The following is a 25,293-nucleotide window of genomic DNA, read 5'->3' on the forward strand; positions in this document are numbered from 1 at the left end:
GTGGCTCGCAATCTTGATGCCAAGTGCCGCCAATGCCGCCGCGAGGGCGAGAAGCTCTTCCTGAAAGGGGAGAAGTGCTTCACCGACAAGTGCGCCATTGAGCGTCGTTCGTATGCCCCCGGCCAGCATGGCCAAAAGTCTGGTCAGCGTCTGTCTGGCTATGGTCAGCAACTGCGTGAAAAGCAGAAGATCCGTCGTATCTACGGCATCCTCGAGCGTCAGTTCCGTAGGACTTACGCTGAAGCTGATCGCCGCAAGGGTCAGACCGGTGAAAACCTGCTGCAATTGCTGGAAGGTCGTCTCGACGCTGTCGCTTACCGCATGGGTTTTGGTGCTTCGCGCGCTGAAGCTCGCCAGGTCGTCCGCCACAATGGCGTTCTGGTCAACGGCAAGCGTGTGAACATTCCTTCGTACGCTCTGCGTCCGGGTGATGTCGTCGCGCTGAACGAAGCCTCTCGCGGTCACCTGCGTGTCAAGGCTGCGCTCGAAGCGGCGGAACAGCGCGGTTTCCCGGAATGGCTTGAAGTCAATGCCAAGGAAGGCACCGGCACGTTCAAGGCATATCCGCAACGCGCTGAACTGTCGGCTTCGATCAACGAAAGCCTCGTGGTCGAACTGTACTCGCGTTAATGTACGGCGCGCCTGATGGCGCGCCTCAACAGAAGGATTGCCCATGCAAAGCAACAACCTCCTGAAGCCCCGCATCATTGACGTTCAGAACGTCTCTCCGGTGCATGCGGTGGTTGTGATGGAGCCGTTCGAGCGCGGGTTCGGTCATACCCTGGGCAACGCGCTGCGTCGTATCTTGCTGTCGTCTCTGCCAGGATATGCGCCGACCGAAGTCCAGATCGAAGGCGTACTCCACGAGTACTCGACGCTGGATGGGGTCAGGGAAGACGTGGTCGATATCCTGCTCAACCTGAAGGGTATCGTGTTCAAGCTGCATAATCGCTCCGAAGCGATGCTGCGGCTCACGAAGAGCGGCGAAGGTGTTGTTACCGCCCGTGACATCGAGGTTAGCCACGATGTCGAGGTGATCAACCCGGATCACGTGATCGCTCACCTTGCCCCCGGGGGTAAGCTTGATATGCAGATCAAGATCGAACAAGGCCGTGGCTATGTCCCCGGCAATGTCCGTCCTGGTCATGCCGAGAACAAGGTGATCGGCCAGATCGTGCTCGACGCATCGTTCGGTCCGGTTCGCCGCGTCAGCTATCAAGTTGAAGCTGCCCGTGTTGAACAGCGTACCGATCTTGATCGTCTGGTCATGGATATCGAGACCAATGGTGCGGTCGAGCCGGAAGAAGCTGTCCGCTATGCGGCCCGCGTTCTGGCTGATCAGCTGTCGGTGTTCGCTGATCTGGAAGGAACTCCGGCTGCCGTTGAGGCTCCGCGTCCCCCGACCATCGACCCGCTGCTGCTGCGCCCTGTGGATGACCTCGAACTGACGGTTCGCTCTGCGAACTGCCTCAAGGCCGAGAATATCTACTACATCGGTGACCTGATCCAGCGTACCGAAACCGAGCTGCTGAAGACGCCTAATCTGGGTCGCAAGTCGCTCAACGAAATCAAGGAAGTGCTTGCTTCGCGCGGCCTGACCCTTGGCATGAAGCTCGAAAACTGGCCGCCGGCCGGGCTTGAAAAGCTCGGTTGAAACCAGCCTGAAAGAGGAATACGAAAATGCGTCACCGGAAAGGTCTTCGCAAGCTGAACCGCACCAGCGCGCATCGTCAGGCCCTGCTTCGCAACCTGACGAACGCCCTTCTGCGCTACGAAGTCATCAAGACGACTCTGCCCAAGGCGAAGGAACTTCGTCGTGTGGTCGAGCCCATCATCACCCTGGGCAAGAAGCCGAGCCTGGCTAATCGTCGCCTCGCCTTTGACCGTCTTCGCGACCGCGAAGTCGTCGTCAAGGTGTTCGACGAACTGGGCCCGCGTTTCGCCAACCGCAACGGCGGCTACCTTCGCATCCTGAAGTGTGGCTTCCGTGTTGGCGACAATGCGCCGCTGGCTCTGGTCGAACTGCTGGATCGTCCGGAAACGGCGACCCCGGAAGTCGAACAAGCTGCATAAGCGCTCGGTTTCCGATGCGTTTGATGTGCTGCAAAAAGCCGGGTTCGTCCCGGCTTTTTGTTTTGGGGTTGCCGCGGCGTGAGCGGCTGCGCCGGGTGGCCGAAATGAGAGGTTGATCTGATGAGTTTGCGTGTTCTGACTGGAATCACGACGAGCGGGATTCCCCACCTTGGCAACTACGTCGGTGCGATTCGCCCCGCGATCGCCGCCAGCCGTGTGCCCGATACCGAGAGTTTCTTTTTTCTCGCGGATTATCATGCGCTGATCAAGTGCCACGACCCGGCCCGGGTCGAGCGCTCCCGTCTGGCGATCGCCGCAACCTGGCTCGCTGCCGGTCTCGAGCCAGAGCGCGTCACGTTCTATCGGCAGAGCGATATCCCCGAAATTCCCGAGCTCAATTGGCTGCTCAGCTGCGTGACCGCCAAGGGTTTGATGAATCGCGCCCATGCCTATAAGGCATCGGTTGACGCGAATCTCGCCAGCGGCGCCGAGCCCGACGATGGCGTCACGATGGGCCTGTTCTGCTATCCGGTTCTGATGGCTGCGGACATCCTGATGTTCAACGCCAACAGGGTTCCCGTCGGCCGTGACCAGATCCAGCACATCGAGATGGCGCGGGACATCGCCCAGCGCTTCAACAATCTGTACGGCGGGGGCAAGGATTTCTTCGCCTTGCCCGAGGCTGCCGTCGATGAGCAGGTCGCGACGCTTCCCGGTCTCGATGGGCGCAAGATGTCCAAGAGCTACGACAATACGATTCCGCTCTTCGAGGGCGGGGCCAAGGGTCTGCGCGATGCGATCGCCCGCATCGTGACCGACTCGCGCCTTCCCGGTGAGCCCAAGGAAGTCGAGGGCTCGCATCTGGTCGCGATCTACGACGTGTTCGCGACTCCCGACGAAAGGCACACTTTCCGTGCCGACCTGAGGGCAGGGCTTGGCTGGGGGGATGCGAAGCGTCAGCTCGTCGACACGCTCGAACGCGAGCTCGCGCCGATGCGCGAACGCTATGAGCAGCTGATCGCCCAACCCGAGAAGATCGAGCAGGTGCTGCAGCAGGGGGCGGTCAAAGCGCGGGAAATCGCTACACCTCTGCTCGCCCGCCTGCGCGATGCAGTCGGCCTGAAACCGATGCTTGCCGTGCCGGTGCAAAAAGTTGAGAAAGCCGCCAAGCTCGCCAGTGCCCAGGCCCAGTTCAAGCAATACCGTGAAGCGGACGGGCGCTTCTACTTCAAGCTCAATGACGCCCAGGGGCGCCAGTTGCTGCAGAGTTCGGCCTTTGAGCAGGGCCGCGAGGCGGGGCAGTGGGTGGCCAGATTCAAGCGAGAAGGCGCTGGGGCGCTCGCGATGGCTCCGGTTGAGATCCTCGAAGGGATCAGCGTCGACGAGATCGCTGCGGCGCTGGCGAGCTTCACCGAGAACGCCTGAAGGCCTGTCAAGCCGCTACGCGCACCGGGCTTTGCGCCGGTGCGCGGGCCAGTGTGACGATCTGTTCGCGGAACCAGCGGCACTCATCGGCGAGATGGGTGCGGTCGTGCCAGAGCAGATAGAAGCGCATCCGCGGAAATGAGATCGGTAGTTCGCTGAGAGCGAGCGGCAGCAGCTTTGCGAACTGGCTCGCAAAAATCCGCGGCCCCGTGAACAGCAGGTCGGTCTGCTGCAGCATGTAGGGCACAAGATTGAAGTGCGGAACCTGGGCGACGACGTTCCGCCTCATCTTCTCGCCCGCCAGATGTGAGTCGATCGGGCTGCGCCGACCCGCGCCATAAGGGGCGGGAACCAGATGCTCCGCATCCAGATACTCCTCAACACTGATCCTGCGCCCGGCAAGAGGGTGGTTTTCGCGCATCAGACAAACCACTTCATCGTCGAACAGTGACGTGATGCGAAGATGCTCGGGAGCCTGGGGCCAGTTTCCGATCACCGCATCCAGTTCACCGGATTCCAGTCCATCCGCGTAATCCTGCTCGGCACCCAGTGAATGAAAGACAATCTGCGCGTGAGGGGCTTCGCTGCGCATTCGCGCGACGATGGCGCCGAGAAAGTTCGCGTTGATGTAGTCGGGGGCCGCGATATTGAAGACCCGGCGTGTTTGAGCCGGGTCGAAGCGGATCTGCCGTACCGCGATCGCCTCGATCTGCGCGAGCGCCAACTTGACCGGTTCAAGCAGCGCCACGCCGCGCTCGGTGGGCGTCATGCCATTGCGGGAGCGAACTAGCAACGGATCGCCGGTGATCTCGCGCAAGCGGCGCAAGGCTGTGCTGATCGCCGGCTGAGACTGGTTCAGTTTCTTGGCCGCTTTCGAGACGCTGCATTCGGACAGCACAGCGTGCAGCACGCGCAACAGATGAACGTCGATCGAGTCCCAGGTGCAGGCTGCGGCCATGATTCTCTCCATTTGTTAATGGAGAACTCTTAAGCATGTGCCGTGCCACTGTAGAGGGCCGCTGAGCGGAGGTTTGCCCCCGAAATTGCTCCAGCATGGTGCGCAGAGCACGGCTCCGCGCACTGCTTCGGGGGGCAGCGGTTCAGCCCAGTGGCTTTTCCGGGGACGAAGGGGGGACGCTTCCGGCGATCAGCAATTTGCGGAAGACCTCGTGCTTCGCGTGGGGGAGCAGGTTGACGAGCTCGTCCGGCTCAAGTTTGGTCGCCAGGATGGGCTCTCCATCGGTGAAGGAGAGGCGGAAGACATCGCCATACGCGCGCACCAGGCACAGCAGAAGCAGCGCGCCGAGCGGATCGCCGACTCTCGGTACCGAGCCGCGCAGAGATTCCTCGCGCAGCTGGAAGAAAGGGGCCTGGGTCGAGGCGTGGCGAACGATCCAGACGCCGTTGCGCGTGTCCGTTTGCTGCACGAAAGGTGTCAGTTCGTTCCAGCGTGTGACGACCAGCGAGGCGGCTGCCACCGCGTCCTTCCATGAAAGGGTCGTGCGCCAGAGGAGATAGTCGAATTTTCCGGGTCCTGTCATGCGCATAGCGTAGCAGGGCTGGCGCGGACGCTCCAGCCCTGCGGCTTATCACGGGGTTCCGCAAGGTTCAAACAGGCTCTTTGTTGTATGGATGCATAGAATCGTTTGATTGTGCGCAAACTTGACCACAATTGCTTACATAACGGTTGTCCCGGCAGACAAGCCCGCGTAGACTCTTTTCTGCAGTCAAGCCCAACAGAAGGCATGACGCGAATCGCAGGGCCGGATTAAGTTGCGCCAATCCGCACATAAAGCCAAAGGAAGCAGGAAAATACAAGAATTCAGCCGTCCTGAGACAACGGCTGCCTCTTCAGGAACAAGAAGTTTCGGAGAGGCACCTCGAAAAGGCCGGGATCCCCAGGGGTTCCGGCCTTTGTATTTTCTGCTCTGAAATCTGTCAGATATTGCGGTTTTTACTTAATGACGGCTGTAGCGAGGCGCTTCAGGCCTTCCCTGAGTACTGTCGGCGGGCAGCCGAAGTTCAGACGCACAAAGCCGGGCGCCCCAAACTCACTGCCGTCAGACAAGCCAAGCCCCGCCGCCTCCAGAGCCTTCTGGGCATTGGCGATCCCTTTGTCCTTTGCCCATTCCCGACAGTCTATCCAGGCAAGGTAAGTCGCCTCGACCGGGGTCATCGCAAGTCCCGGCTGCGCGGCGACCGTCGCTTCGACCTCCGCGGCGTTCCGCCTCAGCACTTCGAGCAGGGCCTGGCGCCACGGTTCCGCACCACGGAGAGCGGCCTCCATTCCGATCAGGCCCAACTGACCCACATGCGGCACGATTCCCGCTGCGGCGCGCTGGAAACGGCGCCTCAGTTCCGCATCGGGGATCACCGCAAAAGCGGCGCCCAGGCCCGGGATGTTGAAAGTCTTCGAGGGCGCCATCAGCGTGATCGTCCGGTGGGCGATCTCGGGGTGGGCGAAGGCGAGCGGGCGGTGGCGTGCCCCGGGGGCGAGCAAGAGGCCGCAGTGGATCTCGTCGGAGCAGATCACGCTGTCGTGGCGCTCGGCCAGCGCGGCGATACGGGCGAGCTCGCTCTCGTCCCAGGCGCGCCCGACCGGGTTGTGTGGATGGCACAGAAGCCAGGTCTTGCAGCCCGGCAGGACGGCTTCGACCGCGTCGAAGTCGTATTCCCAGCGCGTCTCGCCCCGTTTCAGTTCGGTAGTGCGCAGAGGCCGGCCCGAGTTTTTCGGAGCGGCGAGGAAGGGCGGATAGACCGGAGTCGAGCAGAACACCGGGTCTCCCGGCTCGCCGGAAGCGCGCACCGCGAGGTTGATCCCGACGACGAGGCCGGGCAGGCAGACGATCCACGAAGGATCGACGCGCCAGCCGTACTGTTCTTCAAGGTGGGTCGTGATGGCCGAGAGAACCGCGTCGTCCTCGGCCTGGTAGGCGAAATGGCCGCGCGCAACGGCGCCCTGTAACGCCTCGATCACGCAGGGCGGAGACCTGAAATCCATGTCCGCGACCCACATCGGGATCACATCACGACCCGCATAACGTGCCCATTTGAGCGTGCGGGCATTCTCGAGTGCGAGGGGAGTCTCAAAATCGAAAGCCATGATCCAGCCTGATGCGAAGGGAGTCCCATTGTAGGGGACTTGCGCATCGGTGCGGCTGGCGAGGTGCATCAGGCGTAAACTACGCGATTGCCAATCGGGCCGTCCCTGGCGGGAGATCGACCCCCAACAACATGCTCAGTCTGCTCCGGTTTGTCTTTTCGATGTTCGTGGTGCTGGCTCACCTCGCCGAAGATGTCCGATTTTTCTCCCATTGGGGGGTTTTTGCGGTCTTCGGTTTCTATGTGATCTCGGGCTACCTGATGGCGGTGGTCCTCAACCAGACCTACTCGTTCAACTTCGCCGCGTTCGCGCTCAACCGCAGTCTGAGGCTTTTCCCCGCCTATCTCCTCGTCGCGGCGGCGACACTGCTCGCCATTGTTCTTCAGCCTGGAGCGGGTGACTTCCATATCGCCTGGGGTTTCGATCCGGGGGCGCGGGATGTGCTCGCCAACGCTTTGATCGTTCCTTTCGAGTTCGTCGAGGCTCCGTTCAAACTGGTGCCTCCGGCCTGGTCCGTCGCGGCCGAGCTGATCAACTACTTCCTGCTCTGGTTGATCATCGCGAGAAGCCGCAAGCTCGCGATTGTCGCGGTGCTGCTCGCGCTGGCTTTTCATGTTCTGAGTCTCGCTCAGGGCGCGGGCTGGGAGGCGCGCTACTTCCCGTACTACGCGGCGATCCTGCCTTTCGCGCTCGGCGCCTGCCTGTACTTTTTCAAGGGCAGTCTCGCGGCGCTGAAGGAAGGCCAGGTCAAAGCGGGGGTTCTCGTGGCCAGCCTCGTCTGGGGCGCGAATCTCGTGCTCTGCGGCTTCCTCTCCCGTCCGGGAGGGCGGCTGTTCGACCTGTTCTTCTATCTGAACCTCGCCGCGCTGGTCGTGATCATCGGCGGTGTCGTGATCCTGCCCGTGCGCGGCAAGCCGGTCCGGATCGCGAAGATCGAGAAGCTGCTCGGCGATCTCGCCTATCCGGTCTTTCTGTGCCACTGGCTCGTCGGATTCGAGATCAGCCTCTATCTGCTGGACGGACAGAAGCGGGGGCTGGTGCTGTTCGCGCTCTCCGTGATCCCGATCCTGATCCTGTCGCTTGCGCTGATCGGCATCGAGTCGCGGTGGATCGTCCCGCTGCGCAACCGGATCCGTCAGGGCGCGCAGGGGCGCCCGCGGGAAGCGCTGCAGGGCGCCGCGATCTGAATGAAGGGAGCGCGGCCGGCGACCGCGCTCCGCTCAGATCCCGGTCAGAACCAGGTTGTCGTGGTGGACCAGCTCGGGCTCGTCGACGTAGCCGAGGATGGAGTCGATCTCGTGGCTCGCGTGGCCGGCGATCCGGGCGATCTCGTGGCTCGCGTAGTTCGCGAGGCCGCGGGCGCGGACTTGCCCGTCCGGGCCGAGCAGCGCGACGACCTCGCCGCGCAGGAACTCACCTTCGACTCCGGTCACGCCGACCGGCAACAGGCTGCGGCCGGATTCGAGCGCGCGCACCGCACCGGCGTCGAGCTGCAGGCTGCCGGCGAGTCTCAAGTGGTCGGCCAGCCATTGCTTGCGCGCGGCCAGAGGTGAGTGCGAGGCATAGAGCAGCGTGCCCAGCGCTTCGCCCTTGGCGAGACGAAGCAGCACTTCGGGTTCGCGGCCGCTGGCGATGCAGGTGTGCGCGCCGCTGCGCGCGGCGCGCTGAGCGGCCCGGATCTTCGTGATCATGCCGCCGCGCGAGATTCCGCTGCCCGCGCCTCCCGCCATCGCTTCGAAGGCGGGGTCTTCGGCCTGCCCCTCGGCGACCAGGGTCGCGTTTGGGTCCTGGCGGGGATCGGCCGTGTACAGACCTTTCTGGTCGGTCAGAATGATCAGCGCGTCGGCGACCATCAGGTTGGCGACCAGAGCGCCCAGCGTGTCGTTGTCGCCGAACTTGATTTCGTCGGTGACGACCGTGTCGTTCTCGTTGATGATCGGAATCACGCCCAGATCGAGGAGGGTCGCCAGCGTCGTCCGTGCGTTCAGATAGCGGGTGCGGTCGGTCAGATCCTCGTGGGTCAGCAGCAACTGCGCAGTGCGCAGGCCGTACTTCGAGAAGATCTCTTCATAGGCTTGGGCGAGGCCCATCTGACCGACGGCCGCGGCGGCCTGCAGTGCGTGGGTTTCGCTGGGCCGGGTCGTCCAGCCCAGGCTCTTCATGCCGGCTGCGATCGCGCCGGACGAGACCAGCATGATCTGACGTTTCTCCCGGCGCAACGCGGCGATCTGGCGCGCCCATTCTTCGAGCGCGCCGAGCGCGAGGCCACGGCCGTTATCGGTGACCAGCGCGCTGCCGACCTTGATGACCAGCCTGTGTGCCTCGCGGATCTGCTCACGCATTCTCGTCGTCTCCGTCCTCGTCTTCTTCGCCGCCCTCCTGCTTGGCCAGCTCGGCCGCGATTACTTCTTCCGGAGTCGGGCCGACCGGAGTCAGGTCCAGCTCTTCGTCGGGTTCGTCCTCGGGACGCGGGTGCTCGTCGAGGTGGGCCTGGATCGCGTGGATCAAGGCTTGAAGGTTTTCCTTCTTGATCGCCGAGATCGCAAACCAGCGCTCAGGCCGCCCATAGGCGTCGAGGAAGGCTTCGATCTTCGCTTCGCGTTCGTCGTCCTGGAGCAGGTCGATCTTGTTGATGACCAGCCAGCGCGGCTTCGCGGCGAGCTCGGGGTCGTACTTCTCGAGCTCGGCAACGATCGCCTTCGCTTCGCGAACCGGATCGGCTTCGGGGTCGAAGGGGGCGATGTCGACGAGGTGAAGCAGCAGGTTGGTTCGCGCCAGGTGGCGCAGGAAGCGATGCCCCAGGCCTGCGCCCTCGGCTGCACCTTCGATCAGTCCCGGAATGTCCGCGATCACGAAACCGCGCCCGACGTTCGTGCGCACGACCCCGAGGTTCGGATACAGGGTCGTGAAGGGGTAGTCGGCGACTTTCGGGCGGGCGGCCGAAACCGAGCTGATGAAAGTCGACTTGCCTGCATTGGGCTGGCCGAGAAGGCCAACGTCAGCAAGAACCTTCAATTCCAGGTGCAGCATGAACTGTTCGCCCGGCTTGCCCATCGTCTTCTTGCGCGGGGCGCGGTTCGTGCTGGTCTTGAAGTGGATGTTGCCCAGGCCACCGCGGCCGCCGTGGGCGAGAATAACTTTCTTGCCGTCGCGGTTGAGGTCGGCCACGATCTCGCCGGTTTCGGCGTCCCGGATCACGGTGCCGACCGGCATCCTCAGCGTGATGTCCTCGCCGCCTTTGCCGTAGCAGTCCTTGCTGCCGCCGTTCTCGCCCCGTTCAGCGCGGTAGCTGCGGGTGTAGCGGTAGTCGAGCAGAGTGTTGATGTTGCGATCGGCGACCGCGAAGACGTGGCCGCCATGGCCTCCGTCGCCGCCATTCGGTCCGCCGAAGGGGATGAATTTTTCGCGCCGGAAGGTGGCGACGCCATTGCCGCCGTCGCCGGCATGCACTTCGATTCGGGCTTCGTCGAAGAATTTCATCGTGTGTCTCCTGACACCGCAGACGCCGGATGACGCGGCAAAGCGCCATCGGGTCTCTGCAGTGCGCAAAATGTTGGGCCCAGATAGCAAAAAGCCCTACCGCGAGGATAGGGCTTTTCGCTCGCTCGGGACCCGGTTACTGCTGGGCCGGAACGATCACCACGGTGCGTTGACGCTTGGCGCCCTTGACCGTGAACTGCACGGTGCCGTCGGTCAGCGCGAACAGGGTGTGATCCTTGCCGATGCCGACGTTTTCGCCCGGGTGGTATTCGGTGCCGCGTTGGCGAACGATGATGTTCCCCGCGATCACGAACTGACCACCGTAGCGCTTGACGCCAAGGCGCTTTGATTCTGAGTCGCGGCCGTTGCGCGAACTACCGCCAGCTTTTTTGTGTGCCATGTCGAATACTCCCGATCAGGCCGAGATCGCTTCGATGCGAAGCTCGGTGTAATTCTGACGATGCCCCTGGTGCTTCTGGTAGTGCTTGCGACGGCGCATCTTGAAAATCGTGATCTTGTCGTGACGGCCATGGGCCAGCACGGTTGCCTTGACAGAAGCACCAGCGATCACTGGCGTGCCGATCTTGACCGACTCGCCTTCCCCTGCCATCAGAACCTGATCCAGGGTGATCTCGGTGCCAACTTCCGCAGGTATCTGTTCTACCTTGATCTTCTCGCCGGCGACGACGCGATACTGCTTGCCGCCGGTTTTTATGACCGCGTACATGTTGAACTCCGTTCTCAAAGAACAAACAACGTAAAGAGCCGGTGATTTTATGTGAGAGCCAGAGCTAAGTCAAAGTTTTTGTTCGGGTTTTTGTCCTTTGGTCCGGTTTGGCTTGACGCTCGGGCAGCCGCTTTCTAGCATTGCTTCTTTTGTCCTGATCGGGACCATCTTGTTGAACCACGAACTCTACGCGCCGATCGCCTCCGACATGTCGGCCCTCGATCGCGTGATTCGCGAGCGGCTGAGCTCGGACGTCGCGCTGATCCGGCAGGTTGCCGAGTACATCATCGGCGCGGGGGGCAAGAGGCTGCGTCCGGCCCTGCTGATGCTGGTCGCCGATGCGCTGGGCTATCGCGGCGAACACCATTACGAGCTCGCCGCTGTCGTCGAGTTCCTCCATACGTCGTCGCTGCTGCACGACGATGTCGTCGATGAGTCCGAGATGAGGCGGGGTAACAAGACCGCGAACGCGCTGTTTGGCAACGCCGCATCGGTTCTGGTCGGCGACTTCCTCTACTCGCGTGCGTCCCAGATGATGGTGTCCGTCGGCAGCATGCCGGCGATCCAGATCCTCTCGGATGCGACCAACGTGATCGCCGAGGGCGAAGTGCTGCAGCTGATGAACGTCCACAATGCGGATATCAGCGTCGAAGACTATCTGCGGGTGATCCACTACAAGACCGCGATGCTGTTCGAGGCCGCGGCCCGGCTCGGGGCTGTCCTCGGCGGGCTCGATCAGGCGGGGCAGGACAGGATAGGCGAGTTCGGGCGCCACCTCGGCGCGGCTTTCCAGCTGATCGACGACGTGCTCGACTATTCGGGGGACGAAGCGCAGACCGGCAAGCACCTCGGCGACGATTTGGCTGAAGGCAAGCCGACCCTGCCGCTGATTCATGTGCTCGAGCACGGTACGCCGGAACAGGTCAGCGTGGTGCGCCGCGCGATCGAGACCGGCGGTCGCGAAGTGTTTGCCGAAGTGCTGGCCGCGATCCGCGCAACCGATGCGCTCGGGCGCACGCGTGCACTTGCCGTCGCGGAGGCGGAAAAGGCAAAAGGAGCTCTGGATGTACTTTCCTCTTCCCTTTTCAAAAAGTCACTGCTACAATTATGTGACTTTGCAGTTGCACGGGACCATTAAGACCCCTGCAGTACTGGGTTGGTTCCTCGGTGCAGCTGCTTTGTTTTTCGGGGTGTAGCTTAGCCTGGTAGAGCGCTACGTTCGGGACGTAGAGGCCGGAGGTTCGAATCCTCTCACCCCGACCAGGAATTCCCTTCAAAAACAGCGGGTTATATAACCCGCTGTTTTTGTTTTTGGGGAGCGCAGTGGCAACTCAGTGGCAACTTGCCACTGTGACCCAGGCGAAAAAAAAGTTTGCCTACAGTTCTCAGGCACTTTTCGCTGCCAGGCGCGCCGAGCGACAAATCATGCTCGCTCTCTCAACGTATACCGTGCTCCATAACCACTGGAGTACGGACCATGGCGTCCATCGAGAATCGTTCCCGTTTTGAGGTCACCGTCAGGAACCGTGACGACCTGACCCAGATCTTTGCCCACAACGCCAAGAAGCGGGCTGAAGCCTACTGCAAGTCTCTGTCAGGCCAAGGGCTCAAACCCAAGCTCGCCCGTCTGGACGACTACTATGTAGTACGCGACCGCAGCCGCTCGCGCAAGGACCAGATGCTGCGCGCGAACAGCAAGGTTGAAGCCGAGTCCATCAGGGCCCGTCTGGAAAGCGAGCAACAACAGGGCCTCTTCATCGACTATTCCGAAGGTTTCAAGATCAGCTTTGCCGACTTGATGATTCGTTACCTGCGGGAAGAGGCGCCTCGGCAAAAGAGCTTTGAGGTCGTTGGCTACAAAATCAACGCGATGCTCGAAGATGCGGGCTGCCCGCGGCAAGAACTCGCGCGGATTGTCGCCGAGCACCCGAATCCGCACCCCAAGGTCAAGGCGATGAGAATCCGTGCGCCGACTGGCGTACAGGTGCGGGAATCTTCCGAAGCGAGCAAGTTCATCCGGAAAGGCTTTGCCTCTATCGTTCCGGACGACTTCAGGGACTACATCGATGAGCGCTGTCAGGTTGTCGCGCCAGCGACTGTGGACCGAGAAATCGACATCTTTTCTGCGGTCTGTCGCATCGCCATCGACTCTTGGCGGATTCACGCGGCCAAGAGCCCAATGGATGGCGTGCGTCGCCCGAGGTATTACAACGAGCGAGACCGGCGATTGAAGGGCGATGAGGAAGCTCGTCTGTTGCGTGCGGCTCATGTCGAGGACCGGGCTCGAAGCATTGAGGCGCGCCTTGACGGATTGGTGGAAAGCAAAGGTGAGGGGACGCACAGCAAGTACGGACGCATCCGTGCTCGCAGGCTCTTCATGGACGAGGCCGAGGCGACTCATGAGCACGTGCCTCTCCTGGAAACCTTCGTGCACTTTCAGCTCATGACCGGGGCGCGTCGTAGCGAAACGCTTTCCTTGACTTGGGATAACGTCGACCTTGATGCCCAGACTGCTTTCCTCCCAGAAACGAAGAATGGTCGCTCGCGCAAGCTGGCCCTGCGCAGTGACTTGGTTGCACTGTTGCGGGGGTTGCCGCAGGACGACGAATGTGTCTTTCCGATTAGCGTGGATGGCCTCCGCAAGGCCTGGGGGCGCATTTGCATGCATGCCGGACTCGTTGGTGAGGACAGCCTGCACATCCACGACCTGCGTCATGAGGCGATCTCCAGTGTCGCCGAGGCTGGCCGCAACACGCCGGGAGGCTTCTCGCTGATTGACCTGCAGCATTTCTCTGGGCATAGGGATGTGCGCATGCTGATGCGCTACGCTCATCTCTGTACCCAAGCCCTTGCCAAGCGGCTGGATGTTGCCTTTGGTTCGAATAAGGAGTCTGTGACGCATCGCGGGCGACTTCGCCTTAAAGCCGGTGCCTCAGTGACGCTCAAGGACGTCCTGGACGAACAGTCGGCAGTGGCGCAGTCCGTGGAGGATGACAGCGAGATGCTGGTTCCCGCGGTGTTCGCCGGCAATGTCGTCAGGCTCGATTTTCAGCGGAGGGCGGTCTAATGCCCCAAACCCTCCAGGCGCTGTCCGTTGAGCTTCGAACCATAGAATTCGTCGAGCGCTCCCGCGCTCGCGGCCTAACCGCATCAATAGATCTGCGGAGCCGAGGGTTTCGCGTCGCGGTCGACTATGAACCCGAACTCGCGTGCGGGCATCTCGGCACTCTTAAAGGCGTCTTATCGGTCGCCGAAGTGTATGTGCCGCCGCGATACCGGCGTCGCGGATGGTTGACGCACTACCTCAAGATGTGTGAGCTCCTCGCTGGCGACGCCTGGGGCTTCGTGCGTGAAGCGCTGGTGCGTCGAGGGTTTGTGTCCATCGAGTTTGCTCCGGAGTTTCTGGTGATGCTCAAAAAGACTAAGTGACCTGTCGGCGGCGGAGCGTGCAGGCGACATCGGCCTTCTGAAAATGACCGGGGCATCGAGCGTGATGCCCCGGTCTCAAGTTGAAAATACCAAAGGAATACTGCCTCTTCTCGCTATCTGACCGGCCAGGGTCAGAGTTCGTGCCACTCGCCGCCAAGCGGACGACACGGCTATCACTGCAAGGAGCTGCCAAGCTCCACTCCCCATGCGGGGGGGCACACTTTTCGACTGATGGCAGCTTTCGCTCGCTCCGTCCTCGGCTGATTAAGCCTCGCACGTTGCTCAAACGCTACTTGCCGCCGCTCCCCTGCTTGTGCTCATCTTCTCCGGTGCCACCCGAAGCAAGAGCCGTCAGCGGTTCCCACGTTAGTCCAACGCGTCAAACCCACGATTTGAGATACGGGGTGAATCGGCCCGGCTTTTCTAGACACTTCGAAGCCTTAAACTAGGCGTCCCAGTGGAGAAGTGTCGATGAGCAACAAACGGTACCCGGAAGAGTTCAAGATTGAAGCGGTGAAACAGGTCACCGAACGCGGACATAGCGTGTCTGAAGTGTCAGCCCGTCTGGATGTGAGCATTCACAGCCTGTACGTCTGGATCAAGCGCTACAGCCAGACGCCGCAGGAACGCCAGGCCCATGACGGTCAGCAGGAAGAGTTGCGGCGACTGCGCGCGGAACTCAAGCGGGTGACTGAGGAGCGCGACATCCTAAAAAAAGCCGCGGCGTACTTTGCCAAGCAGTCCGGGTAAGGTACGCATTCATCGAGGCGCATCAGAGCAAGTGGCCGATCCGGCGCATGTGCAAGGTGCTTAAGGTCCATCCGAGCGGCTACTACGCTTGGTGTGCCCAGCCGCTCTCAGAGCGCGCCCGCGATGACCTGCGCGTTTAGGCGCTGATCAAACAGCACTGGCTGGAGAGCGGCTCCGTGTATGGCTATCGCAAGATCACACTGGATTTGCGTGATCAGGGCGAGTCGTGCGGCAGGCATCGGGTTGCTCGGCTGATGCGCCAGATCGGCTTGAAATCGTTGAGAGGCTATGGCCGCCGCCCTGGCTGCTATGGAGGTCGTCCGGCCAATGTCTCGCCCAATCACCTGCAGCGGGAGTTCGATGTATCGGAACCGAACAAGGTTTGGGTCACAGACATCACCTACATCCGCACGCATGAGGGTTGGTTGTTCCTGGCTGCAGTACTGGATTTGTTCTCGCGACAAATTGTCGGATGGTCAATGAGCGCACAGATGACCGCTGAGCTGGCGCTGAACGCCTTGCTGATGGCGGTTTGGCGGCGCAAACCGGGCTGCGAGGTCCTGGTTCATTCTGATCAAGGTAGCCAGTTCAGCAGCGAAGATTGGCAGTCGTTTCTACGCACACACAAGCTCAAGGGAAGCATGAGCCGACGCGGCAACTGCCACGGCAACGCGGTCGCGGAGAGCTTTTTCCAACTACTCAAGCGCGAGCGGATCAAGCGGAAGATCTACGCCACCCGTGAAGAAGCTCGCCGAGATGTCTTTGACTATATCGAAATGTTCTACAACCCGAAACGGCGACATAGCCACGCAAACGGCATGTCTCCGGTAAACTACGAAAAGCAGTATTTCATGAAGCTCGGGTCTGTCTAGGAAATTAGGGCCGATTCAATGCGACCGCAATGCAATATTGGCTGACGTTGCCGTGATCAAACAGCTATGCAGCAACTGCACGCGACGGGTTCTGATATTCACCCTCCTGATAATGGCGGTATATATCACCCATCAGGAGAAGCCCATGCAGCCACTAATTAATCTCGATCATTTGCTTGGCCAACAGCTATGTGGGTTGGAAGCCTTTACGCATAACATTCCCGCCCAGCAAACTCAAAGTGTGCTGCGCCTTGGTCTCGCGCTGCACCTGGCCGATACCGCCTTGGTATGCCTGTCTGCTCCCGCCTACCGGCACGCCAGCCCTCCACAACCACGTCTGCGATACTGCAATCGGGAAGGGTGGGAGTTGTATCGACAGCTACCCGAGATGCAAAGAGAGGTTGGCCGCTGGCTAATCTTGCCGGTTAGCCGGTTTCAGGCGCGAATGGGTCAAATGCTGCTAAGTGCTAGCAGCTCTGAAAGTGCAATGCTCACGCTTCAATTTAGCGATGAGCCATGCGAGATCCGCTGGAGAGCCGAACTTGGCGGGTATATTGAACTGGCACCAGCGGGCATTCGCCATACGCTTTCAACCATCAATCCTGCCCCCGATAATGCACTGTTTGGCTGGCTTTCCCCTGGGTAATTTAGGACGCGCAGCAACACTTCCGCATAAGCGTTCATCGTTAGGGAGTACGGTATTGAACCACCAGAATCGGGAATCCCCTCTTCGATAAATACCGGTTTCTCGGGCCATATCGGCTCCTTTCTGGCCCGCCCTCGCTGCTTATATTCATCATGTCGCGAACGGCGATTTTACCGGTGATGGCTCATGTGAACTGGATTCTCTTGAATATCCAATGGGCCATTCGTTGAAAAGGGTAGATGATTTTCAGGGGCGCAGGATAGTTTGCTTGCTCAAGGAAGCTGCCTCTCCAAATCAGTAAGCGGTAGTTCCACAATTGCGATTTCCAGTTCGGACGCAGCAGGATATTGCAAACAAACTCCTCTTTGAGGATACGCACTAGAGTGCGATGCTGCGAGATGATTTCGGAAGAGTGCTGGATACAGATTCGTGTGTGTGATATCAACAAGGGGGGGGCGCGGTGGAGATTGAGTAAGTCCTCCTGCCCAAATAGTTCTTTAGTCATATCCATTGCCAAGGCAACCGCCCGGCCTGATTTTGTTTTTTTGCACTGTTTCCAAGCTGCTTCAGCGTCGAATCGGGAATCCCGAATGACCGCATAAATATCCGCCAACCACTTGATCCGGAACCAGAAATGCTTGCTGCCGTGTTCGCACAGGTAGACGAACTGCTCCAGTTCCTCCATCGTCCGGATCTGACTAGCCCCAAGTTTCATGACTTTGGACTTAGCCATGAGTTCGTCAAACGAAACCTGATAACCATAGGGGTTTATAGAGAGTCGCCAGTGGAGCTCCACCGTCATGCCGGTTCGGGAGCAGTGGTATTCAAAGTGATATTCCTGTTTGAACTGTAGCTCCTTGTGCCAATCCCGTGTAGGTTCGAATTCTGTTCTTTCAAATCCCATCTCTTTCATTAATTTTTCGGCCAGCTCGAACTGCTCCGGCCGGATCAGTAAATCCAGATCGCGGGAGTGCCGCAGGTTCGGATTCGGGTAATAGCGCATCCCGACGGAGAGCCCCTTCAGCAACAGGAAATCGATTTTCTGTTCTTCAAAAAGCTTGGCGATGCGGGTGAGCACGGCAACGGACAGCATGTTTTGCCGTGTGACGGCTTCCTGCCGCTGGATCAGTCCCGACATCAGTTTGGGTTCGACCATGCCGGCCGGATATTTTTTCAGGTGATGCAGCAGCAGGGGGGCGACGCGGTGGCGGTCGGCTAGTTCGAGCAGGTGTTTCCAGTTTTCCGGCAAGGGGATCGCCGTATCGGGCTGGATATCGAACTGGCAGGCGTCGCAAATTATTTTCAGGCAGGGGTCGGCGAAGAGCGGGGAGGATATCGGGCTGAACTCGTGGAGAAGGGTGAATGTGTCGATTTCTTCGTGGCCCAGAATAGGCGTGCTGTGGCAGCTCAACCAAGCATGGGCCGGGAGTGTTCCGTCCTCAGTGCGGCGCACGCCCAGATGCAGCGTGCCGGGAATGCCCCTCCGTCGCAAAAGGGCATGGGCGGCCAGTGCCTGCGGCAGGCAAACCGCAGCGAAGGGCAAGCGCTCGGCGGCCCGGCGAATGGCTCGGCCTACGGCCTGTGCGGTGCGGATTTCATTTTCCCGGCTCTGTCCGGAAGCGGCGGAGAGCGGTTCGCGCAGCCGCGCGGCAAGCCGAGCAAAGGGCAGAAAGCGCACTTGCAACACGGCGACAGCTAAAGGCAGCAGGCTGCGAAGAACAAGAATTTTGTGCTGGATGATTGGGGCTGAAGGCATTGCGGGAAAAGGAAAGGGCGACATATTCCTTATACCGGCTGGCACGCGGTGGATCAAGCAGGGCAAGAAAAAACCGGATCGCCACGGCTATCCGGTTTTGGGGGTGTGGCGAGTACTGCAGTTTAAGAGTTGCTGCTATCGCCCTCTTGGTTGTTCGTCCCAACCCCCTCCGCTTCGCTCAGGGCGAAGACGGTGACTTCCGGGGCTTCCCATTTGAGTTTTTCAACTTGCTGATCCATGTGTTGCTCCCTGTTGGAAACAATAAAATGCCGCAAGCCAGAATCTAGCTACGAAGCCTGATTCGTGCAAGGGCTTTTTCGGTTTGGAGCGAAACCGCCTTGTTTCGCCTCTTTTTGCACGGCAAAATGCGCGGAGTGAACCTGATTCGGGGTGCGGAATGATCCACAGCTTATTAATTTCCGGGAAAGCGGGCGGGGGCACGGGCCATGCCCACATCGTCACCGGTCCGGAATGGCGGGTGGGCTGGAGCCTGCTGCCGGAATCCGGCATGGTCGCCAAAGTCCGCGAGCAGGGCAGCACAGTGGTTTTCGCCTGCGCCCGGCTCGGCGCGCGAGAGACGCTGGATCGGGAATGCGGCGGCGCGGATTTCACGGATGACGCAGATCGCGTTTTCGCGGCTTGGGACCGCTGGGGCGAGGCCGCGCCGGCGCATCTGTACGGGAACTGGTGTCTGTGGGTGCGCTGGCAGGATGGCCGCGTCTGGATGGCGCGGGATGCCAACCCGAACCTCGGCTGGTTTTTCCGCGAACTGCCGGACGGCATCGCGGTGGCGAGCCATCTGCCCTCCTTGCTGAAACTGGAAGGTCTGCCCGCGCCAGACGTGGACGAGGCCATTTTGTGCGAATTGATGATTCGCGTGCGAGCGCAAGATAACCGGCGTACTTTCTGGAAGGGGATCGGTGCGATCCCGGTTGGTGCCTCGCTGACCCGGACTGCGAGCGGGACGAAAATCCGACGCTGGTGGTTTCCGGAGAAAACGCCGGTGCGGGCCGATTTGTCCCGGCAAGAACACGAGCAGCGTTTCCGCGAGGTATTGGCGCAGTGTGTGGAAGACGCGCTGCCCGCGCAAGGCCCTCTGGCGATTACCTTGAGCGGCGGTCTGGATTCGGGTTCGGTGGCCGCCATCGCAGGGCCGCAAGCCCGGCGGCGCGGTCAGGCGCTGCATGCCTATACTCTGGTGCCGGCCCGGCAAACGGGGTCGGTGGAGCGGCCCATCGTGAACGAATGGGATTATGCTGCGGCTACGGCCACGCAGGTCGGCACGGCCAGCCATAGGGCGGTTTCGGCGGCGGTGTCCATCGTGGATGCGCTCGCCCGCTCGGTCCGCGATATCGGCTTGCCCGAAGCTAATTCCAATTATCACTGGCTGGAAAGCATGGCGCGGCTGGCCTCGGAGGACGGGGCAAGTACGCTTTTGCAAGGCCAGTTTGGCAACGTCACGCTTTCCTGGCCGGGGCTCGGATATTTTTGGTCCGCGCTCGCGCATGGCGACTGGAGACAGGCCGCGAGTGCCGTCTGCGGGCGGGCTGGATGGCGGCGCTTTGTCCGGCGGCAGCTTGGGCATATTGCCCGCCCGGTGCTCGCATTCCTGCGGCCTCGCCGCCCAAACCCGTGGCTAGAAAGCCGCGTCGCCCTGCTGGCCCCGGACCAGCGGGCCCGGTTTGAAGCCGGCCTTTTGCCGGTTCGGCGCGAGGAGGCCGAACGCGATTTTCTGCCGCAAGACGCAAACCGGATGCGCCTGTCCGTGCTGACAGGACGCGTGGGCCGGGTTTGGACTCCGATCGGCCGGGCCTACGGGGTTTCGGTTCTGGACCCGACCGGCGATCGCCGGATGGTGGAATTGTGCTATTCGGTACCGGATTGGGTGTTCTGGAACGGCGGAAAGCAAAAGGGGCTGGTGCGCCAAGGAATGCGCGGGCGTTTGCCGGACAAGGTGCTGGATTGCCCGTCCAAGGCGGTGCAGGGTGCGGATTTGTGCGCCCGCCTTATGGAAGAGCGCGGCGCGATTCAGTCCTGTATCGACCGTTTCCGGGCGGTTCCGCTCGTGCGCGAATGGATCGATCTGGAGGCCATGCAGGGCGTTCTGGACCGCCTTGTTCCCGATGCCGACCAGTGGCTGTGGGCCGAAGCCCAAAACACGCTTTGCCGGGGGCTTGTGTTCGGGTTTTTTCTGGAATACGCCCAGCAATTGCGCGATGCCAAGCGAGATGATCGCCAATGCGATCCTTCCTGACCGCGCTGGTCCGTTTCGAGGGCGCGCGCCGCCTGTCCGGCTTATCGGCCCTGTTGCTAGCTGCCACGCTGGCCGACAGTCTGGGCTATATTCTGCTCTTGCCGATTCTGCAAGGCTTGCTGAATCACCAACCGCCACGCATGCTGAACCGCTTTCTGGTGCCGCTCGGTCTGCCCGGTGGCTGGCCACCCGTGTTCGCCATGGCGGGACTCCTGATCGTGGCGCGAATGCTTTTTTCGCATTTCCGCGAAATCCATCTGGCTCGCTTGCGTTGCGGCTTTGTCGAAACACTGCGAGTGGAAATCGGGCGTGCGCTCCTCGGTGCGGAATGGCGCTATCTGGCCGGGCTCGATCACGCCCACTTGCTGCATACATGCAAAGACGATCTGGGCCGGATCAGCCAAGGGACTTTCCATATCTTGCAGATCGCGGTGAACGGCGCGCTTGTCACGGGGTATCTCGCGGCGGCGCTCTGGCTATCGGTACCGCTGACCTTGGTCGCGGCAGGGCTGCTGGGCCTCGCCGCCTGGATGATTCGCCATCAGTTGCGCCAGTCCCAATCGCTGGGCGTGGCCTTTGGCAAGGTGAACCAGCAAGCGACGGCGACCTTGCAAAGGCTCTTGCAGGGCCTGAAGATCTTCAAGACTTTTTCCGTGGAAGCCGAACAGGGCCGCTTGCTGGAGGAATCTGCACGCCGCCAGAGCGAGGAGCAAATCCGCTTCGTCCGCGCGCAATCGCGCTGGCGCAGGTTTTCGGAACTGGGCGGGCTGAGCGGTTTGATCGCGGTGTTCTTTTTGGGCTGGCAGGTGTTGCATTTGCCAGTTGCCGCGATTCTGATCTTCATGCTGCTCGTCATGCGGATCGTTCCCGCCGCCAACCAGTTGCAGCAAAATTTCCAGTTGCTGGGCCACATGCTGCCTGCATTTGCCAGCTTGCAGTCGATCTTGCGGGATTGCCGCGCGGCCCGCGAAACCCCGGTCGCCCCGCAAGGCTTGACGCCGCCCACGATGTTGAAACTGGACCGGGTGAGCGTGTTTTATCCGGGAAAGCGCGCGCTCGATGCCGTTTCGCTGGATATGCCGCGAAACTCGATTCTGGGCCTTGTGGGCCCGTCCGGCGCGGGCAAGAGCACGCTCGCGGACGTGATGCTCGGCCTCTTGCCGCCCGACGAAGGGGCCTTTCTGCTCGATAACGTGCCGCTGGGGGCGCAAACCCGTTTGGAATGGCGGCACAAGGTCGCGTATGTGCCGCAGGATGCGCTGCTCCTGCCGGGCACGGTTCGGGATAACCTGAAGCTCGCGCGACCGGATGCGGACGACGAGGCCTTGTGGCATGCGCTGGAAGACGCGGCGGCGGCGGATTTCGTGCGCCAGCGTCCGGAAGGGCTGGATTCGCCGGTCGGCGAGCGGGGCGGACTCTTTTCAGGCGGGGAGCGGCAAAGGCTGGCGCTGGCGCGGGCCTTGTTGCGCGATCCGTGGCTCTTGGTGCTCGACGAGGTGACGAGCCAACTTGATGCGGAGAACGAGGCGAAGATCGCGCAGTCCATCGCACGGCTGCGAGGAAAGGTCGGCATCGTGATTGTGGCCCACCGCCCGGCCTTGCTGGAACTAGCCGATTTCACGGTGAGGCTGGAAAACGGACAGAGGGTTGTGGCCTGAGGGATGGTTTGCCATCCGGCAGGTGCGATGCCGTTGACTCAAAGAAAGATCGTCCCACTCCCCAACCCTACCCCGCTTGCAGAAGAGGGGGTGAATCGATGCTGAAGGATTTTCGGTAACGAAGTAAAACAGGCAAACCGTTTGGAATTTCGTCATTCCGAGCTTAACCCGGAATCCAGAGGTTTTTGCATGCATCGCGCTGGATTCCGGCCTTCGCCAGAATGACGCGATTTTTAAAACGATTTCGGTCGAATACTTAACCGGGAAAGACGGTCAAAAAATGGTGTTTTGTTTTTGGAGATGACTTTCGAATGACCGCTTCTTCATCGCAGGAAACCGGGCCATATGCCTACCGCCTTTTCGGACTGAACCTGAGCAGCGATATCCTGTTGCCGGAACTCGGTTTTTTTCCTTTTCCTCCCGAGTCCGAGGATGTGCGCATCGTGCTTGGAGCAGTTCCGGAATCGCTCGAAGTGCCGGAATTCTCTCGCGCGCTCTTCAGCATCCAGAACCGGACGCTGCTTCTCAATGTGCCAGATTGCGCCCGGTATCTAGTGCGCGAGGGGCGCGAGATCGTCTGCGAACCGCTCGTGGCAGAACCGGGGCCGGATTTGCTGGTTTACCTGTACGGCACGTGCTTGGCGGCATTGTGTTACCAGCGCGGAATGATGCCCTTTCATGCCGGCGTAGTGGAAACTCCGTCTGGAGCGGTTCTGGTTGCGGGCGATTCAGGCGCGGGGAAGTCTACGCTTGCCGCAGCTCTTCAGGAACGCGGCTATACCGTCTGGTCCGACGATTTATGTGTGCTGGATATCGAAACCCGGCGGGTTTCTCCCGGCATTCCGCGTATCAAGCTCTGGGAAAACAGCATTGCCCATGTCGGGTGGCAAGATCGTCCGAACGAACCGGTCTTGCTCCGAAGGAACAAGTTCCAGTTCCGGGTGCCGCCCGCGCGGCAAGACTGGCTCGACCTCAAAGCGATCTTTACCATTGACGCGGACCACCGGTATCAAGTGAAGTTGGTTCCCCTCTCCGGCATCAAAGCGATCAGGGCCATCGAGGCGAATCTGTTCCGCAATGCCATTGTGCATGGCATCAAGGCCAATACCACCTATTTCGCCCACTGTTGCACCCTCGCGCAATCGGTCCCTGTTCTGCATGTGGAACGGCCCCGCTTGCTGGAGGCCATGCCGCAGGTTCTGGATTCTATCGAAGCGGCGATCCTGTCATGAATACGTTCTCCCGAAGTCCCGTGTGGGCTCGCTCGGGTACGGAAGGTATCCCGAATCCGGGCGGGATTGTCTGGCTCGCGTCTTATCCGAAATCTGGCAATACCTGGATGCGAACCCTGCTGGCGAATCTGGTGAAAAGTCGCGGACAGGTCGTGAGCCTGCAACAGCTAGATACCCCGTATTCCGGACCGATCGCTAGCAGTGCCCGGCTGTTTGAGAGCATGGTGGGCGAGCCATTCTGCAATTTGAATCCTGCGCTCGTGGATCGCCTGCGGCCACGTGCGTATCGCGATTTCGCCGCTCTGCTAAGATTGCCTTGCTGGATGAAGGTGCACGATGCCTGGCGGCGAACCTCATCCGGCGAGGCGCTCTTTCCGCCCGAGGTATCGCTCGGCTGCATTTATATCGTGCGCAATCCGCTGGATGTGGCGGTTTCGATGGCTCCGTTTTTCAACAAGACCCTGGACGAGTCGGTGGACATGCTGTGTGACCCGGGCGCAGGCTTGTGCATGGACAAGAATCGACTTTGTAGGCAGTTGCCCCAGTTGATGTACGACTGGAGTGGGCATGTCGAAAGCTGGATCGACAGCCCCATCGAGCGCAAGATGGTACTGCGCTACGAGGATATGCTCGCGGATACTTCGGGGTGCTTCCGGGCCGTACTCGACTGGTCGGGCATTCCGTATTCGGAATCCGAGCTTGAAGGGGCGGTGAGCGCGTCGGATTTCAGGCAACTCAAGGCTCAGGAAGAAAAAGAAGGCTTCAGGGAGCGCGGAAAAAGCGATACGCCTTTTTTCCGCTCGGGCAAGGCTGGCGGTTGGCGGGAGGCGCTGACCGAAAAGCAAGTGGACCGGATTGTCGGCCAGCATGGCCGGGTGATGCGGGAATTGGGTTATCTCGACTGACAGGCAGGAAAACGGAATGATCGAAAAAGTGCAATTGCAGGACCGCGTGGTTCAGGTTTCCGGGTGCGTGACCGCCGACGTGGCAGGCGACATGGTGGTTTCGAATGTGGAAACGGGTTGTTATGTTGGCCTGAATCCGACCGCGCAGGCGATCTGGAATCTGATGAGCGAGCCGGTTGCGGTGGGGGGGCTCTGCGAGATTTTGTGCGCGCGCTACGCGGTGGATGCGGCGGTCTGCGAAGCGCAAGTCCTGCAAACGCTTGACCGTTTGCTGGATCAGGGCTTGATCAGACGGGATTGACGAGTTCCAGAATCCTCTCCGCGCAATCGTTCGGGCTTTTCCATGACGTATCCAGAACCAGATCCGCTGTTTCCGGGGTTTCGTAAGGGGAGGAAATGCCGGTGAATCCCTGAATCAAGCCCTGCCGGGCCTTGGCATAGAGTCCCTTGACGTCGCGCTGTTCGCAAGTGTCGAGTGGGGTGGAGAGCCAGATTTCAAGGAATCGGTCCGGTCCGATGATGAATTTCGCCCGCGCCCGGTCTTCCCGCAGCGGGGAGATCAGCGCGGCGATGACGATGGTCCCGGTGAGGTTGAAGAGCCGGGCGACTTCGGCCACGCGGCGAATGTTTTCGCTACGGTCTTCGAGCGAGAAGCCGAGGTCGCTGCAAAGTCCTGTCCTGACCACGTCGCCATCAAGCACGAAGACCGGGTGGTTTCCCTCTCTGAGACGATGGGCTACTTCGTTGGCGAGAGTGGTTTTCCCCGCTCCGGACAGACCGGTGAACCAGAGGGTGCATGCTTGACTCATTTCCATTCCGTATCGAAAAAACTGCCTTATGGTAAGCGAGGTCGCTCAATGCCGGCAATTCTTTGAGCTGCAACTTGCACAGGGAAAACAGAATTTGATTGATGTAGAAGTGGTGCATTTCTGCAAGACGCAGAAGCACCATCGGCCTTCGATCAGTCAGGCGATGAAATAGTC

At 60.6% G+C, this 25,293-nt stretch carries 23 protein-coding genes, 1 tRNA gene and 1 pseudogene; 16 read left to right on the forward strand and 9 right to left on the reverse strand.

Translation table 11 applies throughout. The features are described from left to right. From rpsD to ACHFB9_RS02900, 4 genes are all read left to right on the forward strand, one after another. Nucleotides 1–630: a 30S ribosomal protein S4 gene (gene rpsD, locus ACHFB9_RS02885; protein ID WP_417069476.1), complete on the forward strand. Its 630-nt coding sequence runs from the start codon at nt 1–3 to the stop codon at nt 628–630. A gap of 43 nt (nt 631–673) precedes the next feature. After that, the gene (locus ACHFB9_RS02890; protein ID WP_417069477.1) at nt 674–1,654 is read left to right on the forward strand and encodes a DNA-directed RNA polymerase subunit alpha; all 981 of its coding nucleotides are present in this window, start codon (nt 674–676) and stop codon (nt 1,652–1,654) included. A gap of 26 nt (nt 1,655–1,680) precedes the next feature. Further along, a complete protein-coding gene (rplQ, locus tag ACHFB9_RS02895) occupies nt 1,681–2,073 on the forward strand; it encodes a 50S ribosomal protein L17 (RefSeq protein ID WP_417069478.1) in 393 nt (130 codons plus the stop codon). A 120-nt stretch (nt 2,074–2,193) separates the two neighbouring features. After that, nucleotides 2,194–3,498: a tryptophan--tRNA ligase gene (locus tag ACHFB9_RS02900; RefSeq protein WP_417069479.1), complete on the forward strand. Its 1,305-nt coding sequence runs from the start codon at nt 2,194–2,196 to the stop codon at nt 3,496–3,498. A gap of 7 nt (nt 3,499–3,505) precedes the next feature. Here the strand turns inward: ACHFB9_RS02900 and ACHFB9_RS02905 are convergent, their stop codons facing one another. The 3 genes from ACHFB9_RS02905 to ACHFB9_RS02915 form a co-directional block, all read right to left on the reverse strand. Further along, entirely contained in the window at nt 3,506–4,456 is a 951-nt protein-coding gene (locus ACHFB9_RS02905; protein ID WP_417069480.1) for a LysR family transcriptional regulator, read from the reverse strand. 142 nt (nt 4,457–4,598) lie between these two features. Beyond that, nucleotides 4,599–5,039: a hypothetical protein gene (locus ACHFB9_RS02910; RefSeq protein ID WP_417069481.1), complete on the reverse strand. Its 441-nt coding sequence runs from the start codon at nt 5,037–5,039 to the stop codon at nt 4,599–4,601. A gap of 413 nt (nt 5,040–5,452) precedes the next feature. Then, the gene (locus ACHFB9_RS02915) at nt 5,453–6,601 is read right to left on the reverse strand and encodes a MalY/PatB family protein (protein ID WP_417069482.1); all 1,149 of its coding nucleotides are present in this window, start codon (nt 6,599–6,601) and stop codon (nt 5,453–5,455) included. Nucleotides 6,602–6,732: 131 nt separating this feature from the next. Between ACHFB9_RS02915 and ACHFB9_RS02920 the strand changes: the two genes are divergently transcribed. Next, nucleotides 6,733–7,788, forward strand: a complete 1,056-nt coding sequence (locus ACHFB9_RS02920) for an acyltransferase family protein (protein ID WP_417069483.1) — start codon at nt 6,733–6,735, stop codon at nt 7,786–7,788. Between the two features lie 33 nt (nt 7,789–7,821). Here ACHFB9_RS02920 and proB read toward each other — a convergent pair whose 3' ends face one another. The 4 genes from proB to rplU form a co-directional block, all read right to left on the reverse strand. Continuing rightward, on the reverse strand, nt 7,822–8,943 hold the full coding sequence (gene proB, locus ACHFB9_RS02925) for a glutamate 5-kinase (RefSeq protein ID WP_417069484.1): 1,122 nt from the start codon (nt 8,941–8,943) through the stop codon (nt 7,822–7,824). Further along, entirely contained in the window at nt 8,936–10,081 is a 1,146-nt protein-coding gene (cgtA, locus tag ACHFB9_RS02930; RefSeq protein ID WP_417069485.1) for an Obg family GTPase CgtA, read from the reverse strand. The genes proB and cgtA overlap by 8 nt, the downstream gene beginning before the upstream one ends. A 136-nt stretch (nt 10,082–10,217) precedes the next feature. After that, a complete protein-coding gene (gene rpmA, locus ACHFB9_RS02935; RefSeq protein ID WP_417069486.1) occupies nt 10,218–10,481 on the reverse strand; it encodes a 50S ribosomal protein L27 in 264 nt (87 codons plus the stop codon). A gap of 15 nt (nt 10,482–10,496) precedes the next feature. After that, nucleotides 10,497–10,808 (reverse strand): 50S ribosomal protein L21, encoded by a 312-nt coding sequence (gene rplU / locus ACHFB9_RS02940; protein ID WP_417069487.1) that lies wholly within the window; start codon nt 10,806–10,808, stop codon nt 10,497–10,499. A 208-nt stretch (nt 10,809–11,016) separates the two neighbouring features. On the opposite strand from rplU, the gene ACHFB9_RS02945 reads away from it, so the two are divergent. The 6 genes and pseudogenes from ACHFB9_RS02945 to ACHFB9_RS02970 all read left to right on the forward strand — a co-directional run bounded on the left by ACHFB9_RS02945 (nt 11,017) and on the right by ACHFB9_RS02970 (nt 16,505). Further along, nucleotides 11,017–11,946: a polyprenyl synthetase family protein gene (locus tag ACHFB9_RS02945; protein ID WP_417071322.1), complete on the forward strand. Its 930-nt coding sequence runs from the start codon at nt 11,017–11,019 to the stop codon at nt 11,944–11,946. Between the two features lie 48 nt (nt 11,947–11,994). Then, nucleotides 11,995–12,071 (forward strand) — tRNA-Pro (locus ACHFB9_RS02950). A gap of 214 nt (nt 12,072–12,285) precedes the next feature. Next, on the forward strand, nt 12,286–13,875 hold the full coding sequence (locus ACHFB9_RS02955) for a site-specific integrase (protein WP_417069488.1): 1,590 nt from the start codon (nt 12,286–12,288) through the stop codon (nt 13,873–13,875). Then, entirely contained in the window at nt 13,875–14,237 is a 363-nt protein-coding gene (locus ACHFB9_RS02960; RefSeq protein ID WP_417069489.1) for a hypothetical protein, read from the forward strand. Before ACHFB9_RS02955 ends, ACHFB9_RS02960 begins: the two co-directional genes overlap by 1 nt. A gap of 471 nt (nt 14,238–14,708) precedes the next feature. Continuing rightward, nucleotides 14,709–15,859, forward strand: a pseudogene (locus tag ACHFB9_RS02965) (IS3 family transposase). A gap of 145 nt (nt 15,860–16,004) precedes the next feature. Beyond that, nucleotides 16,005–16,505, forward strand: coding sequence for a hypothetical protein (locus tag ACHFB9_RS02970; protein WP_417069490.1), 501 nt, complete (start codon nt 16,005–16,007; stop codon nt 16,503–16,505). Between the two features lie 184 nt (nt 16,506–16,689). Here the strand turns inward: ACHFB9_RS02970 and ACHFB9_RS02975 are convergent, their stop codons facing one another. Continuing rightward, complete coding sequence (locus ACHFB9_RS02975; RefSeq protein WP_417069491.1) at nt 16,690–18,285, reverse strand: lasso peptide biosynthesis B2 protein; 1,596 nt, start codon at nt 18,283–18,285, stop codon at nt 16,690–16,692. Nucleotides 18,286–18,658: 373 nt separating this feature from the next. Here ACHFB9_RS02975 and ACHFB9_RS02980 point away from each other — a divergent pair, with 373 nt between their 5' ends. The 5 genes from ACHFB9_RS02980 (at nt 18,659) to ACHFB9_RS03000 (ending at nt 24,611) form a co-directional block, all read left to right on the forward strand. Continuing rightward, complete coding sequence (locus ACHFB9_RS02980) at nt 18,659–20,515, forward strand: asparagine synthase-related protein (RefSeq protein ID WP_417069492.1); 1,857 nt, start codon at nt 18,659–18,661, stop codon at nt 20,513–20,515. Next, on the forward strand, nt 20,500–22,173 hold the full coding sequence (locus ACHFB9_RS02985) for an ABC transporter ATP-binding protein (protein WP_417069493.1): 1,674 nt from the start codon (nt 20,500–20,502) through the stop codon (nt 22,171–22,173). The genes ACHFB9_RS02980 and ACHFB9_RS02985 overlap by 16 nt, the downstream gene beginning before the upstream one ends. Nucleotides 22,174–22,484: 311 nt before the next feature. Beyond that, nucleotides 22,485–23,405, forward strand: a complete 921-nt coding sequence (locus tag ACHFB9_RS02990; RefSeq protein ID WP_417069494.1) for a hypothetical protein — start codon at nt 22,485–22,487, stop codon at nt 23,403–23,405. Further along, on the forward strand, nt 23,402–24,310 hold the full coding sequence (locus tag ACHFB9_RS02995) for a sulfotransferase domain-containing protein (RefSeq protein WP_417069495.1): 909 nt from the start codon (nt 23,402–23,404) through the stop codon (nt 24,308–24,310). The genes ACHFB9_RS02990 and ACHFB9_RS02995 overlap by 4 nt, the downstream gene beginning before the upstream one ends. Nucleotides 24,311–24,326: 16 nt before the next feature. Then, nucleotides 24,327–24,611: a PqqD family peptide modification chaperone gene (locus tag ACHFB9_RS03000; protein ID WP_417069496.1), complete on the forward strand. Its 285-nt coding sequence runs from the start codon at nt 24,327–24,329 to the stop codon at nt 24,609–24,611. On the opposite strand, the gene cysC is transcribed toward ACHFB9_RS03000, so the two are convergent. Next, on the reverse strand, nt 24,598–25,125 hold the full coding sequence (cysC, locus tag ACHFB9_RS03005) for an adenylyl-sulfate kinase (RefSeq protein WP_417069497.1): 528 nt from the start codon (nt 25,123–25,125) through the stop codon (nt 24,598–24,600). The genes ACHFB9_RS03000 and cysC overlap by 14 nt on opposite strands. Between the last annotated feature and the right edge of the window lie 168 nt (nt 25,126–25,293).

Origin of the sequence: Niveibacterium terrae, assembly GCF_048213115.1 — a bacterium.
Lineage (GTDB): Bacteria > Pseudomonadota > Gammaproteobacteria > Burkholderiales > Rhodocyclaceae > Niveibacterium > Niveibacterium terrae.